This window comes from Aristophania sp. ESL1100 (genome assembly GCF_058511235.1).
The window spans coordinates 154128-168662 of record NZ_CP196394.1; the positions used below are offsets into that span (position 1 = coordinate 154128).

Genomic DNA, 14535 nt, shown 5'->3' on the forward strand with positions numbered 1-14535 from the left:
TTAACCGAACTGTTTCAGGAGGGCTGCCATTTCCGGAGGAGGGGGGGCTAGTGCTTTTATGAGCGTCTCTTCAAAAGGAAGTTCAAGGTCCAGACTGCGGGAGAGAAGCTGCAAGGAGGCAGGCTGCCCGGACTTTTCAGGAAGGGACGGTCCGTAAACGGGGTCTCCGAGAATAGGGGTGCCGAGAGAGGCGAGGTGAACACGGGCCTGATGCGTGCGGCCTGTCAGAAGGTCAAGTTCAACCCAGCTGCATGTTTCTGTCTGCCCCATAACCCGCCAGATTGTGTGCGCCTTCTGGGCATCCTGGTCATTTTTGGGCGCCGTCTGGACCTTCCACCCATTGTGGACTTTAATACGTTTCAGAGGCGCCGTAATTTCGCCTTGCAACGCAGGAAGGGTGCCTTGCACAAGGGCCCAGTAGCTTTTACGGACCTGCCGGTTCGCAAAGGCCTGTTGGGCGGCAATAAGCGCTGTTTTCCGCCGCGCAATGAGCAGGCAGCCTGACGTGTCCCTATCCAGCCGGTGGACCAGCCACGGCCCCCCTCTCTTTTGGGGGATCAGACGCGTTTCAACGCTGTCAGCTGTGCGTGGACCGGGATGTGAGGCTAGACCGGCAGGTTTATTGATGACAATGAAATGCCTGTTTTCCCACAGGACAGGCAGTTCTTTTCCAGTATGAAAGCCAGTATGAGAGAGGGGACGTTCGCTCATTCATCGTCATCATCAAGAGAGTCATGATGATCCAGTGGATTATGTGACACAAGGACCTCGCGTTTACCAACGTGATTGCTGGCACTGATGATCCCCTGACGTTCCATCTCATCAATAATATTGGCCGCACGGTTATAGCCGATGGAGAGGTGACGCTGGACAAAGCTTGTTGAAGCGCGTTTTTCCCTTATGACGAGGGCAACAGCCTGTTCATAAAGATCGTTATTGCCATCACTGTCATTGCTGGTTTTGCCTGAGCGTGCAGCGGGTTCTTCGGGGGCTTCTTCTGTAATGACATCATCATTATAGACAGGGGCCCCTTTTGCGCGCAGGTCCTCCACAACAGCTTCGACCTCTTCATCGCTAATGAAAGGTCCGTGTACACGGGTGATACGCGCTCCCCCCTGCATGAAGAGCATATCACCGCGCCCCAGAAGCTGCTCTGCCCCTTGCTCACCCAGAATGGTGCGGCTGTCATATTTATTGGTCACCTGGAAGGAGATACGTGTCGGGAAATTGGCTTTGATTGTCCCGGTAATCACGTCCACGGAGGGGCGTTGTGTGGCCATGATGAGGTGGATCCCTGCGGCACGGGCTTTTTGGGCCAGCCTTAGAACAGCGGCTTCAATTTCCTTGCCGGCCACCATCATCAGATCCGCCATTTCGTCAATGACAATCACGATATAAGGCAGGTGCTCGAGTTTCAGACGACATTCATCGAAAACCGGGCGCCCTGTTTCGGGGTCAAAGCCTGTCTGGATGCGGCGCGTCGGAGCCTCACCAGATTCGCGCAGCTTTTTAATGCGGTCATTATAGCCACTGATATTACGGACCTGATGGTCAGCCATCAGGCGGTAACGGCGGTCCATCTCCTGCACAGCCCATTTCAAGGCACTCACAGCCTTGGAGGGTTCGGTCACGACAGGGGTCATCAGATGAGGAATGCCATCATAGATTGAGAGCTCAAGAATCTTGGGGTCAATCATGATAAGACGACATTCTTCAGGGCTGAGACGGTATAACAGGGAGAGGATCATCGCGTTGATCCCCACAGACTTCCCTGATCCCGTCGTCCCGGCGACAAGAAGGTGCGGCATTTTGGCCAGGTCAGCATAAACCGGTTGCCCGGCAATGTCCTTTCCTAGAGCCAGCTTGAGTTTCGCCTTGCCTTCCTCCCAACCTGGATCGAGCAGAAGTTCAGGGAAATAAACAGTGTCGCGCGTGGCGTTAGGTACTTCAATTCCGATAACATTGCGCCCGGGGACGGTTGCAATGCGGACGCTCAGAACGGAGAGTGAGCGGGCAATATCATCTGACAGGCCGATGACGCGTGAGGAGCGCACACCCGGGGCAGGTTCCAGCTCATAAAGTGTGACAACGGGCCCGGCATGATAATCCGTGATTGTGCCCTGCACACCGTAATCATTAAGAACATTTTCCAGAAGGTGAGCGTTTTCCTGAAGGCTCTCTTCCGAAGGGCCAACCAGAGTCTGGTTGGGAAGAGGGTTGAGAAGGGACAGGGAGGGCAGAACCCAGCTTTGCTCAGCCTGCGGTGGGACAAGAGACTGGTTTCCCTGCTCCCAGCTTGCAGGGGCGCGCAGTGGAGAAATCTCTGATGTGGGAACTCTTGGACTCTCTTCCGCCGGGGCTGGTGCCGGGCTGTCTTCCCCGCTGGAGGGGAAAACGCCTAACCCTTTATTGACCATGCGTTTTAAGAACTGGCCATAACCATGTTCAGTCTCACCGGGCGCTTTATGTTCCATAACATCATTATCTTCAGGATCATCCTCTTCTTCAGGAAGGAATGATACAGGCGGTGTTATGGGTGGCGCATCATGTGTGCGGTTAATCTGGGCCAGTTTTTCCCCATAAGGGTTTGTATAACCGCTTTCTTCCGTTTTTTCTGGGAGGACAGGTGTCGTTTCCCGGGAAATATGTTCCCAGGGGGTGGCGGTCTGTGGGGAGGGCGGCTGAAGCCAGTTATTATTGGGGGTCTCAGGTGGGGGCGGAAGGCGCGGGTCTTCACGGATGAAATTGCGGCGCAGAAATCCTGTGGGAACCCCGCCTCTCGGGGCAAACCGGTCACTATAACGCGGAGGTGTTCCTGGCTGAGGCGTGAAGATCCTGGAAGGCATTTCCTCAGAATTGTCTCTTTCGAGCTTCTGGTGACGGATCAGTCTGTAGAGCCGTTTTGAAAATGTCGTGACCCCATAGGCCATGCTCCGCCATTCATGACCGCTCAGCCCCATGGAAATGGGGAGGAGGAGCATCAGAAGGAGGAGGGCCAGGATAAGCGCAGAAAAACTGCCAAAGCCCCTTCCCAGTTCGCCTGTCAGAGCATTGAGCAGCATGGAGGCAAAGCTGCGGCCAATCTGGCCCCCAAAACCACTATTGGACGGCCAGGTAATAGCGCCCCCGCCCAGCAGAATCTGAAACAGGCTTATCAGCATAGCCCCTGTGGGGAGGAGGAGGAGAGCTGCGATAAAGCGGAGAAGGGGGGTGCCCAGAGTGTGTGTTCTTACCAGCCTCCATGACCAGGCCAGAAGAATCAGAGGGGGGAAAATACTGGCAATTCCCAGCCATTGGATAAGGCTGTCGGCAATCGTTGCTCCGGCACGCCCCAGGAGATTGGTGGGCTGTGTGCCGGTGGCGGTGTTGAATGAGGGGTCCTGCGGGTTGAAACTGAAAAGGGAAACAGCAATTGCGATGGCAATAATCAGGAGAATCAGACCACAGAATTCCATCATACGTGCCGACATAAGGCGCGTAAAAGGGTGATCGGCCCTGACTGGAGATGATGATGTGTTATAGGGAGCGGGCGTTTGTGACTTGCGACGCGCTCGTTTCAGGAAAAGCAAGACAACTTACCCTCTGGAGTTTCGCCTCTCGGCATCTGGGAAAGAGAAGCCTTTGCAGAAAAGGCACCCCCGTAATTTTCATATGATTATGCTAAACTAGCGATTTTCCCGGTTCAAGGGAAGTCAGATAACTCGCTGAGGGTTAAAATGCGGTTTTACAAAAACCAGAAACGCACTTCAGCGACCCCGATGCTGCGTTTGAGCAAAAGAGTGTCAGAGAGCTCTGTTTCATCATTCTGATGCTCGCTTTCAGCAATGATGAGGGCATGATCAGCCAGCCACCCTTTTTGAGACAGGGCTTTCAAAGCCAGCGGGACCAGATTTTTCCCATAAGGTGGGTCGAGAAAGACGAGATTATGCGGCCGCGGCGCTTTGCCGATCCGTGTGATATCGCTGACTATAATTTCAGTGATGTCTTCAACGGAACAGCTTTTGATATTCTGCCGGATCATGGCGGCGGCAGAGCGGTCTTTTTCGATAAAACTGGCACATTTTGCCCCCCGGGAAAGGGCCTCAAGTCCCAGTGCGCCTGTCCCGGCAAAGCAATCCAGAACAACGGCCTCTTCCAGCATGGTTCTGCCATACCAGGGGGCGTGCATCAGATGGTCAAAAATAACCTGTCTGGCACGCTGGGAGGTGGGGCGTGTGCTCTCGCCTGCGGGGGCTTTGAGCGTGCGTCCTCTGAAGCGGCCGCCAATGATTCTCATCAGGACGGACGTTTTTTGCCGGCAGGGTTATAAAAAGACGTCTGTTCAGCAAGGACCTTGCTGGAAACCTCTTCAAGATCTCCCGGCCTGAGTGAACCCAGTATGAAAGGACCGTAAGAGAGGCGGATCAGGCGGCTAACATGCAGATTCATGCCGAGCATGACGCGGCGGATCTCACGGTTTTTCCCTTCTGTCAGACTGACGGTCAACCAGGAGTTATCACCCTTCTGGGAATCCAGCACAGCTTTGATAGGGCCATATTTAATGCCTTCAAATTCCGACCCATGGGCGAGGGCTTCAAGGCGTTTGGGGTCAACAAGGCCGAAGACGCGGACCCTGTAGCGCCTGATCCATTGACGGGAGGGAAGCTCCAGCTCGCGTGCCAGAGCTCCGTCATTGGTGAGCAGCAGGAGCCCCTCCGAGTTCAGATCAAGCCGCCCGACACTGACAACCCGGGGCATCGCTGCCGGGAGGGATGAAAAAACAGTCGGGCGTTCCTGCGGGTCATGATGTGTGGTGACAAGCCCTGTTGGTTTATAATAACGCCATAGCCGTGTGCGTTGAGGAGGTTCTATGATTTTCCCATCGACCCTCATAATATCGCCTGTCTGCACAAACGTTGCCGGGTGCATTACTTTCTCAGAGTTGAGAAAAATGCGCCCTTCTTCAATCATGCGTTCAATATCCCTGCGACTGGCGACGCCGCAGCGGGCCAGTATTTTGGCGATACGTTCACCGCGCTGGTGAGCGTTTGAAGGGTCGGAAAAGGAATCTTTGTTCATAAACTGCACATACCGTGCAGATGATGGTAACGCAACGGACTTCTTACTATAAAGTCTTTTAGAGGGAATAAACCCAGGGAAGAGACATTTCCCCAAGGGTTATCGGGATGGTTATCAGAATGGGTGAGAGTGTGCATAACCTGACAGACCTGGCTCCAGGATGGTCCGTTTTCATGAAACAGGCTCTGGCTCTGGCTCAAAAAGGGGCTGAGAAAGGGGAGGTGCCTGTTGGGGCACTCGTTCTTGATGGGGATGGGCGCGTTATTTCAAAAGCTCATAACCTTGTGGAAACGTGTCATGACGCTTCAGCTCATGCAGAAATTCTGGCCCTCAGAGAGGCTGCCCGCCTTTTGAAAACGCCGCGCCTGAGCCAATGTACATTGGTTGTAACGCTTGAGCCCTGTATCATGTGTGCGGCGTCTATCGGCCATTTTCGCGTCGGGCGTGTGATTTATGGAGCGTATGATCCCAAAGGCGGAGGGATTGATCACGGCCCGCGTCTTTTCCAGAGAAAAGAATGCCTCCACAGGCCGGAAGAGATTATCAGCGGCCTGTGTGAGCAAGAGGCCGCTGATATGTTAAGGACGTTTTTTAAAGAGAAACGTTAAAGGTCAGCCTGGAAACGGAAGCCGACAACAAGAGCGTCCTTATAATAACGGGCAGCATCGGGCCGGAAAAGGATCTGGCAATCCGGGACGAATTTAATGCCGTTGGAGAATTGGAACCCGTAATTCATTTCCAGCACTTCCGTGTTGGTTTCGACCGCTTTGACACCATTCTGAAGGGCCATATGGTGCGACATCTGGAGTTCCTGGGTTTTGGTCAGACTGGGATTAACGATCAGCTCAGACCAGAAGACGGAGACGTAATCGGCAGGGCGACCGGGGATAATATGTTGTGCGATCAGCCCGGCTGAGAAATCATGTCTGAAAGGGACGGACGTCCCGGTTGTTCCGGTAATAATGCCAAAAGCCATCAGACCATCACGTTCGCCCGGGCCGAAACGATAAAGCATCTGGTCACCACCGACGTACCAGGCCCCTCTCTGAGGTTCCAGTCGGGCAGGCTGTTTTGATGTGGCGATCGGGGCCCCTGTGACAGAGGTATAAAGGTCTTTATTGTCTGAGGTATCGATATATCCGCCGACTTTATAGTGACCGGGTAATCTATCCTTCCCCCAGTGAGGATTCCAGCCAAGTTCAATGGGAATAACAATACCCATTGAGTTTGCTGAGATATAGAAGCCACTATGGCCGCCATCTTTTTTGGTTGCCTGAAAGAGGCCAACACGGGCGTAGGTGTTTTTTGTCGGGTCGAACTCGACTTGCGCACCGAGCTCTGCATAAGGCCAGGAACGCCAGTGGGAGGAAACGGACACACCTGTAGGGTGCGCACAGGTGACGTTATCAAGCGCGTAACATCCCAGAGGGAATGAACCGAAACTCATATTGGGGGGGTAATAACCGGCCGTTATCGTCACTCTGTTATGGGCCAGTTTCTGTTGCACATAAAGCTGAACAAGGTGGTAAACCACGTTCCCGCCAACACCAAAATCCTGTTGGGGTTCAAATAAGGTCAGGTGGCTTATGTAATCCTTGGCCACGTCACGGCCGGCACGCTGCACGCCCAACATGCGGAAGCTGAGCCCTTTTGCCCCCAGAAGTTTTTCCAGATCAACATCAACACCCATTGTGATCTGGTGTGAATAATCCATTCCTTTCCGGCGTCCTCCCGACACATTGGCCAGTGTTTCAGAAAGATAGGTCAGTGTCAGATCAATGCCCTTATCATAGAGCCAGCTGCGGGCACCAAAGGGATCGCCAAGGACTTTATTGCTGAAACGTTTTTTGGGGGCGGGGGGCGGTGTTAATGTGATCGTCCTGAAATCCGGATCCCGAAGTGCGTCAGGCTTTGCAGAGGCAGGGAGGCTGGCTGTCACGGAAAGGAGAAGGACGATCAGGAGGGAATGGAACCCTGCAGAGCAGAATTTCAGGAAAGAGCTTTTAAAAAGTGAAGCCTCTGAAAAATCGGGGCAGAGTGACATGAAAAACCTGTTTTACCATTCGTTTGATAGGTAACTATCTAGTTAGTTATTTTTGGAATGGTAGCGGATAAAACAGATTACCAGGCTCTGGAAAGTCACTCTTTGGTGAAAAACTATGAAAAGTTATTTAATATCTGGCTTATTGGAGCTCTGGAGAAGGCGCCTGATCGCCCGGTGAGCTGGTCATAAAGGCAAGGATGGCATCCTTGATCATGCGTTTGTGACGTTTGGCATTGTCACTATTGAGCATATTCAGGCCCAGAATTGTTTTGACCGTGGCCTGGTTGCTGATGCGATAAAAACAGAATGATGTATAGAGAAGATGAAGGTCCACAGGATAAATATCGCGCTTGAAAACGCCTGAAATCCGGCCACGTTCTATAATATCATCAAGCGCATGCAGTATTTTATAACGCGCAATGCTGTCGAGCCCCGTTTCCTGCAGGTAACGGGCATTATTAATGTTCTCAATCATGACAAGACGCACAAAAGCGCTATGTTTTTCGTGATAATCTATTGAGAAGTCGATGAGCTTCTCAAGAGCGACCAAAGGAGGGAGTTCCTTAAGCGAAAGGGCCTCTTCCTGCTGCCGGAGCTCCGTATAAAGCTGCTCCAGAACTGCTTTATAAAGCCCGTCCTTATTGCTGAAATAATAATAGATCATCCCTTTGGTGGTCTGCATGGCTTCTGCAATACGGTCCACACGTGCGCCAGCGAGGCCAAAGGTTGCGAACTCTTCAAGGGCCGCGTGGAGAATATCTCTTTTTGTCTGTTCTGCATCGCGTGAGGTGTGGGGAGCCTTGGTCATTCTTATTTTTTCCCGATTACCCGAGTTAACTCTCCGGAGCTTTTATGTCTCCCACTCTAGCACAGGCAATGGCGTAACAACAATTTGAACAAGAAAAACAGCCAATTTTTATGGGATGTTTCAAAGCGCTCTTTGTTATGAGATAACTAAACATATAGTTAGTTAAAAATCTCTCCCCGACTCTATGGGAGGGGTCTATGAGGTTGACAGAGGAGAATTTCGTGCAACCCTCTTTTTCTTTAACCAGTCGCATTGCCATGTGTGTGACCTGGATTCTGGTGCTCGGCCTGGCGGTTACCGGATTATACTTCCTGATAGGAGGGGGCTGGCTGCTCTCTCTCGGGGGGAGCTGGTATTTTGCTCCAGAAGGGCTCCTTCTGCTGGTAACGGCTGTTTTTCTGGCAAAACGAAGTGAAAAATCATTTCTTCTTTACCTGATTTTTTACGTAAGCTCGGTTATCTGGGCCTTCTGGGAAGCTGGATGTGAGTTCTGGCCTTTACTCTCCCGCTTGATGGTTCCTTCCGTCTTTCTGATGCTTTTTTTCGTCGCCTATCCTTACCTGCGCACATTCAGGGGTAAAAATTCCCTGGTTGTGCCGTCATGGGGGGCTGCGTTTATCTCTCTTATGGGTGTTCTGGCAGCTTTCGGGGCTATGTTCATCCCTCATCCGACGGTTTCCGGCCCTGATAAAGAGCTTGCGCTTGAGATGGGGAAAGATGGTCAGGGAAACTGGCAGGCTTATGGCCGTGATCATGGAGGAAGCCGTTTTGCGCCTTTCACACAGATCAACCGCAATAATGTTGCACATCTTCATCAGGCATGGGTTTTCCATACCGGAGATACGCCATTAAGCCCGGATGGCAATGGCGCAGAGGATCAGGAAACGCCTTTACAGATCGGCGATAAGATTTTCCTTTGCACGCCTCATAATAATATTATTGCCGTCAATGCTGATAATGGTCAGAAAATCTGGGAAGCCAAAATCAATTCCCAGTCAAAGATCTGGCAGCGTTGCAGAGGTTTGGCCTATTTTGATGCCCAGGCCCCTTTGGCGAAGGCCGATGACGGTTTCTCTCAACCGCAACCCATCTCTCTTGACCCGGCACTTCCCTGTCAGCGCCGTATTTTCGTCAATACGCCAGATGCGCGCCTTGTTGCGGTTGATGCCGATAATGGCCAGAAATGTGCCAATTTCGGTGTTGATGGCACGGTCAACCTTCTGAGCGGTCTCGGATCAGCTCCTGACCCACAATATCAGCTGACCTCTCCTCCCACCCTTGCCGGGACGACGGTCGTTGTCGGGGGGCGTGTGGCTGATAATGTCAGCACAGATATGCCAGGTGGGGTTATCCGCGGCTATGACGTTATAACAGGTCAGTTACGCTGGGCCTTTGATCCAGGTAACCCTGACCATAACCATGTTCTGGCAGAAGGTGAGACGTACCGCCGGAGCACGCCGAATTCCTGGGCGCCCATGTCCTATGACGCCTCCATGAATACGGTCTTTATCCCAATGGGAAGCTCATCAGTTGATCTGTGGGGTGTTCCACGGACCAAAGAAGACCATAAATACGCCTCTTCCATCCTGGCTCTAGATGCTACAACCGGTAAAGTACGTTGGGTTTATCAGACCGTTCATAATGATCTGTGGGATTTTGATATTCCCATGCAGCCGACATTAATGAATGTCCCCACTGCTGAGGGGGAAAAACAGGCTGTCGTTTTCGGGGCTAAAACAGGCCAGATCTTCGTGCTGGACCGCCATACAGGCCAGCCTTTGACAAAGGTGGAAGAAAAACCGGTTCCCAAAGCGAATATTCCAAACGAGCCATATTCTCCGACGCAGCCTTTCTCTGTCGGGATGCCTTCAATCGGTTCAGGCCCTCTTAAAGAGTCTGATATGTGGGGGGCGACACCTTTTGACCAGCTTGCATGCCGTATCTCATTTAAATCCATGCGCTATACAGGGTTGTTTACAGCGCCTGGAACAGATACGTCCCTGAGCTTCCCCGGCTCTCTGGGGGGTATGAACTGGGGCGGGATCTCTGTTGATCCGGACCATCATTATATCTTCGTTAATGATATGCGTCTGGGTCTATGGGTCCGTATGGCACCGAACCCCGCTGGCGCGCAGACCAAGAATGAAGGTGGAGAATCCGTGAATGCGGGTATGGGTCTGGTCCCTCTGAAGGGAACGCCTTATTCAGTGGTGAAAAACCGCTTTATGTCTCCTCTCCAGGTCCCCTGTCAGAAACCGCCTTTCGGGACGCTGTCTGCCATTGATATGCAGACTCATAAGATCGTCTGGCAGGTTCCCGTAGGAACAGTGCAGGATACAGGTCCGTTCGGGATCAAAATGCATGCGAAAATGCCAGTCGGTATGCCGACATTAGGGGGTACGCTCGCAACAAAAGGCGGTCTCGTCTTTATTGCAGGGACGCAGGATTTCTATCTGAGGGCCTTTGACAGCTCGACCGGCAAAGAAGTCTGGAAATCCCGTCTGCCTGTTGGCAGCCAGGGTGGCCCCATGTCTTACGTATCTCCTGTAACACATAAACAATATGTGTTGATTTCTGCAGGTGGTGCCCGTCAGTCACCCAATAGAGGCGATTACGTCATTGCCTATACGGTTGATAACAAATAAGTAACGAATAAAGTGATCATTCAGATCGCTTGGAGAAAACCCGCTCGGAAAAGAGCGGGTTTTTTACTTTATGGGGTCGTTGACTGAACCATTTATTACTAATCTTTCATAAAATGGATAGGTCTGGCTCATCTTGAATTTGCCATATTATGGGAAATTTCTCTTAGTCACGTTACAGGACCAGCTCTAATGTCTTCAGCTTCTCGTTTGTCGTTAGTATGTCTGGCGACTTTACCACTGATCGCTATTGGTGTTGGTATCAGTCCGGTCCAGGCCGGCGAAGAAAGCCAGCCGATCAGGCCTCAGGTAACCATGCAGAATATGCCGAATTTTGTTGATCTGGTGAAACAGGTCAAACCGGCTGTCGTCTCGATTTCTGCCAAAATCAAGGAAAGTGATTTAGATGACGGGGGCGATAATGGACAGCCCTCCATGAACGGAATGCCTTTCCCCTTTCCTTTCCCGTTCCAGATGGCGCCTGCACCTTCCAATCGCCTTATTGATGCGCGAGGATCGGGCTTCCTGGTCTCGGATGATGGATATATCGTAACCAATAATCACGTCGTGAACGGGGCGGTGAAAGTAACCGTCAAATTTGATGATGGGACCGTCCTGCCAGCCAAAATCATTGGTCGTGATCAGAAAACAGATATTGCCCTGCTTCGTGTAAAAACGACAAAGCGCCTGCCTTATCTTGACCTGGGGGATTCAGACACCGTCCAGCCAGGGCAATGGGTTGTCGCGGTTGGCAATCCATACGGGCTGGGAGGGACAGTGACCTCAGGCATCGTGTCCGCTCTCGGCCGGGAATTGAACACAGATGCCTATAATGATTTTATCCAGGTTGATGCCCCGATTAACCGGGGAAATTCAGGTGGCCCTCTGATCACACTTGATGGCAAGGTGGTCGGAGTTAATTCCATGATCATGTCGCCTAATGGGGGCGGGTCGATCGGAATTGGGTTTGCCATTCCGTCTGATACAGTCCGGTCCGTGGTCGATCAGCTTCGCAAATCCGGTCATGTGGTCCGCGGCTATTTCGGCGTTGTGACACAGACGGTCACGCCAACAATGGCTCAGGCGCTCAAACTGCCTTCCACCGATCCAGGGCAGACAGCGCATGGTGCTATTGTGGCCTCAGTGGTGGCAGGTGGCCCGGCTGAGAAGGCAGGGCTTAAAACAGGCGACGTGATTTTGAGTCTCAATGGTCATGCTGTTGGCAGTGCTCATGGGTTTGCCATGAAGGCCGTTGCCCTTCCTCCCGGCACAAAGGCCGAACTTGCTATTCTGCGTGACGGGAAATCACAGACCATTACGGTAACGCCCGGTAATCAGGATGATAAGGATTCAAATGGAACAAATGGTGTTTCAGATATGAATGCTTCGGGCAAGATCGGAATTTCTCTGGGGGCCATCACACCAAGAACGCGTCAGGAATTAGGGCTTGATGAAACTGTGAAAGGAGCGGTCATTGTCGATGTTGCTCAAGGAAGCATTGCTGCGCGGTCCGGTATTCATCCTGGCGATATTATCGTGGCTGTGGGTAATCATGTAACGACGACGCCTCACGCGGCAGCGTCACTGATCAAACAGGCTCTCACAAATAAGCAGCCCCCTTTATTGCGGATTTTGCGTGACGGGCAGCAATTATTTGTCGCTGTTTCCCCTGATGGATCAGATGAAACAGGCAATGGAGATGAATAAAACGTCCTGAGATTCACTTTCGGGCGGGTCTTCTGACAGTAGTGTCCCCTCATTGTGAGAGATCATAATGAGGGGTTCTTTTATTTATTGGTTAAGAGCGTGGACCAGCGCTTCAACATCCTGTTTGCGCGTATAATAACTGGTCACAAAACGCACAAGCTGGCCGGGAACACCTTCTGGTGTCGGGTAGCGGTAAAATCCAAAACCATTTTCTTCGAGTGTGTTAAGCAGGGCTTCCGGCAGAACAACGAAAACCTCGTTGCTTTCCACATCAAATGGCATGTGGGCTCCCGGGTGGCGTTGCAGCTCAGCGCGCAGGAGAGCAGCCATTTTATTGGCATGAGCTCCATTTCTCAGCCAGAGATCATCCTGCAATAAGGTCTGTAGCTGCAAGCTCAGAAATCTGCTTTTGGACCAGGAGTGGCCACTGCGTTTAATAATGTGAGGCAATGCGCGGAGAAGCGGGCGTGTCCGGTCATTTAAAAACACGATTAATGCTTCAACAGCCATGGCTCCCGCTTTTGTTCCCCCAAAACTCAGGACGTCAATACCGGCTTTCCATGTTGTTTCAGCCGGGGTGCAGCCCAGATGGGCAATCGCATTTCCCAGGCGCGCCCCATCCATATGGACGAAAAGGTCATTTTGGTGGGCAATGTCGCTTAAAGCCGTCAGTGTTTCAACGGGATAGACAGTGCCCCATTCCGTGGCCTGAGTGAGGGAAAGTGCCTGAAGAGGAGGGGAAAGAACGCCTTTTTCCTTATTGCGGGCAATGGCTTCCTGCAAGGCGTCAGGGGCCATGCGCCCCTGAGGGGAGGGCAGGGTCGTAATTTTTGCCCCTGCTGTATAAAATTCCGGGGCGCCCCCTTCATCATTGTCAATATGGGCACTATGGTCGCAGATAATGCCGCCATAAGGTCTGACCAGCGCTGAAAGGGCGATGGCATTGGTGGCAGTGCCCGTAGCAATGGGGAAAACAGCCAGCTCTGTTGAAAAGACTTTTTCAAATAAAGGGATAAGCTGCTCGGTATAAGGGTCATTTCCATAGGAATGGAGACTGTCATTATTGCCCTGGGCGAGAGCCGCGAGAATTTCCGGGCACGCTGGTGCGACGTTATCGCTGGCAAAGTTTTTACGGATGTTAGAGGGCATTAATGAAAAATTCCTTAAAATGCATAATCTTTGTTTTCTTAGCCATGAATCTCGGCTAGTTCGTTGCATGTGACCGGACTAAATTATAGGAAGCCGGCGAGAAAAACCAGATTTTCGCCCTTCCGTGACATCCTGCCTGAGGAGGGCGCCCATCATGACATCCACTTCTGCTACCTTGATTGATGGTAAAGCAATTGCCAGAAAACTTACAGAGACAATCCGGCAGGAAGTTGAAGAACTGCTCCTGAAAGGGCACATGGTGCCGGGTCTGGCTGTGGTTCTGGTGGGCAATGATCCCGCTTCAGAGGTCTATGTTAAAAACAAGGCGCTCCAGACGCACCATGCCGGTATGCGCTCCTTTATGCATATGCTTCCCCAGAGCACAACGCAGGAAGAATTGCTTGCCCTGATTGCTGATCTGAATGAAAACCCCCAGATTCATGGCATTCTGGTCCAGCTTCCACTGCCTGCACAGATTGACCCGGTGACCGTGACAAATGCAATCCTGCCGGAAAAAGATGTTGATGGTCTGGGGGAAGTGAATGCAGGGCGTCTGGCTCTGGGCATGACCGATGGCATTGTGCCCTGTACACCGCTGGGATGTCTGAAACTCCTCCAATCGGTTCATGCGGATCTGACCGGTATGAACGCTCTTGTTATTGGTGCGTCCATTCTGGTAGGGCGGCCAATGGCGCAGCTCCTGTTAAAAGAGCATTGCACGGTTACGATTGCTCATATTCATACGCGCGATCTCCCCTCCCTTGCCCGGCAGGCAGATATCATCGTCGTGGCAACGGGTAAGTCCGGGCTGGTAAGAGGAGACTGGGTCAAACCTGGAGCAACGGTGATTGACGTCGGGATAACACGCGTCATGCAGGAAAATGGTCGCAGCCACCTTGTTGGCGATGTCAATTTTGAAGAGGTCAGCAAAGTGGCGGGTTATATAACGCCAGTCCCCGGTGGAGTGGGCCCTATGACGATTGCAGGTCTGCTTCATAATACGCTTCAGGCTGCGAAAGCGACCTATAAAGAATAGGGCTGCTCTTGTCAGAAGGCGAAGAAACATGTCATTGATCGGGGGATGTGAAAGGTACGGATTTTAAAAGGGCCTTAAATTTTTTCGTGTA

Annotated in this window: 11 protein-coding genes; 4 read left to right on the plus strand and 7 right to left on the minus strand. The window is 52.0% G+C overall.

What is annotated here, in order from left to right; genetic code table 11:
• The 4 genes from ACSYSY_RS00715 to ACSYSY_RS00730 form a co-directional block, all read right to left on the minus strand.
• Positions 1–711, minus strand: coding sequence for an RluA family pseudouridine synthase (locus ACSYSY_RS00715; RefSeq protein ID WP_491707427.1), 711 nt, complete (start codon positions 709–711; stop codon positions 1–3).
• Complete coding sequence (locus ACSYSY_RS00720; RefSeq protein ID WP_491708189.1) at positions 708–3470, minus strand: DNA translocase FtsK; 2763 nt, start codon at positions 3468–3470, stop codon at positions 708–710. The genes ACSYSY_RS00715 and ACSYSY_RS00720 overlap by 4 nt, the downstream gene beginning before the upstream one ends.
• Positions 3471–3724: 254 nt before the next feature.
• Positions 3725–4276 (minus strand): 16S rRNA (guanine(966)-N(2))-methyltransferase RsmD, encoded by a 552-nt coding sequence (gene rsmD, locus ACSYSY_RS00725; RefSeq protein WP_491707428.1) that lies wholly within the window; start codon positions 4274–4276, stop codon positions 3725–3727.
• A complete protein-coding gene (locus ACSYSY_RS00730) occupies positions 4276–5058 on the minus strand; it encodes a pseudouridine synthase (RefSeq protein WP_491707429.1) in 783 nt (260 codons plus the stop codon). The genes rsmD and ACSYSY_RS00730 overlap by 1 nt, the downstream gene beginning before the upstream one ends.
• A gap of 173 nt (positions 5059–5231) precedes the next feature.
• Between ACSYSY_RS00730 and ACSYSY_RS00735 the strand changes: the two genes are divergently transcribed.
• Positions 5232–5666, plus strand: coding sequence for a nucleoside deaminase (locus ACSYSY_RS00735; protein WP_491708190.1), 435 nt, complete (start codon positions 5232–5234; stop codon positions 5664–5666).
• On the opposite strand, the gene ACSYSY_RS00740 is transcribed toward ACSYSY_RS00735, so the two are convergent.
• Together ACSYSY_RS00740 and ACSYSY_RS00745 are read right to left on the minus strand one after the other, a co-directional pair.
• Positions 5663–7102, minus strand: a complete 1440-nt coding sequence (locus tag ACSYSY_RS00740) for a carbohydrate porin (RefSeq protein ID WP_491707430.1) — start codon at positions 7100–7102, stop codon at positions 5663–5665. The genes ACSYSY_RS00735 and ACSYSY_RS00740 overlap by 4 nt on opposite strands.
• 139 nt (positions 7103–7241) lie before the next feature.
• The gene (locus ACSYSY_RS00745) at positions 7242–7910 is read right to left on the minus strand and encodes a TetR/AcrR family transcriptional regulator (protein ID WP_491707431.1); all 669 of its coding nucleotides are present in this window, start codon (positions 7908–7910) and stop codon (positions 7242–7244) included.
• 197 nt (positions 7911–8107) lie between these two features.
• Here ACSYSY_RS00745 and ACSYSY_RS00750 point away from each other — a divergent pair, with 197 nt between their 5' ends.
• Positions 8108–10555, plus strand: a complete 2448-nt coding sequence (locus ACSYSY_RS00750) for a membrane-bound PQQ-dependent dehydrogenase, glucose/quinate/shikimate family (RefSeq protein WP_491707432.1) — start codon at positions 8108–8110, stop codon at positions 10553–10555.
• Between the two features lie 189 nt (positions 10556–10744).
• Positions 10745–12259, plus strand: coding sequence for a Do family serine endopeptidase (locus ACSYSY_RS00755; protein ID WP_491707433.1), 1515 nt, complete (start codon positions 10745–10747; stop codon positions 12257–12259).
• An 84-nt stretch (positions 12260–12343) separates the two neighbouring features.
• On the opposite strand, the gene ACSYSY_RS00760 is transcribed toward ACSYSY_RS00755, so the two are convergent.
• Entirely contained in the window at positions 12344–13408 is a 1065-nt protein-coding gene (locus ACSYSY_RS00760) for a threonine aldolase family protein (protein WP_491707434.1), read from the minus strand.
• A 154-nt stretch (positions 13409–13562) separates the two neighbouring features.
• On the opposite strand from ACSYSY_RS00760, the gene ACSYSY_RS00765 reads away from it, so the two are divergent.
• Positions 13563–14444, plus strand: coding sequence for a bifunctional 5,10-methylenetetrahydrofolate dehydrogenase/5,10-methenyltetrahydrofolate cyclohydrolase (locus tag ACSYSY_RS00765; protein ID WP_491707435.1), 882 nt, complete (start codon positions 13563–13565; stop codon positions 14442–14444).
• Positions 14445–14535: the final 91 nt, after the last annotated feature.

Excerpts from the sequence above, each read along its gene's own strand:
- ACSYSY_RS00715 (WP_491707427.1), bottom strand. The coding sequence starts at position 711 with ATGAGCGAACGTCCCCTCTCTCATACTGGCTTTCATACTGGAAAAGAA.
- ACSYSY_RS00720 (WP_491708189.1), bottom strand. The coding sequence starts at position 3,470 with ATGTCGGCACGTATGATGGAATTCTGTGGTCTGATTCTCCTGATTATT.
- rsmD (WP_491707428.1), bottom strand. The coding sequence starts at position 4,276 with ATGAGAATCATTGGCGGCCGCTTCAGAGGACGCACGCTCAAAGCCCCC.
- ACSYSY_RS00730 (WP_491707429.1), bottom strand. The coding sequence starts at position 5,058 with ATGAACAAAGATTCCTTTTCCGACCCTTCAAACGCTCACCAGCGCGGT.
- ACSYSY_RS00735 (WP_491708190.1), top strand. The coding sequence starts at position 5,232 with ATGAAACAGGCTCTGGCTCTGGCTCAAAAAGGGGCTGAGAAAGGGGAG.
- ACSYSY_RS00740 (WP_491707430.1), bottom strand. The coding sequence starts at position 7,102 with ATGTCACTCTGCCCCGATTTTTCAGAGGCTTCACTTTTTAAAAGCTCT.
- ACSYSY_RS00745 (WP_491707431.1), bottom strand. The coding sequence starts at position 7,910 with ATGACCAAGGCTCCCCACACCTCACGCGATGCAGAACAGACAAAAAGA.
- ACSYSY_RS00750 (WP_491707432.1), top strand. The coding sequence starts at position 8,108 with ATGAGGTTGACAGAGGAGAATTTCGTGCAACCCTCTTTTTCTTTAACC.
- ACSYSY_RS00755 (WP_491707433.1), top strand. The coding sequence starts at position 10,745 with ATGTCTTCAGCTTCTCGTTTGTCGTTAGTATGTCTGGCGACTTTACCA.
- ACSYSY_RS00760 (WP_491707434.1), bottom strand. The coding sequence starts at position 13,408 with ATGCCCTCTAACATCCGTAAAAACTTTGCCAGCGATAACGTCGCACCA.
- ACSYSY_RS00765 (WP_491707435.1), top strand. The coding sequence starts at position 13,563 with ATGACATCCACTTCTGCTACCTTGATTGATGGTAAAGCAATTGCCAGA.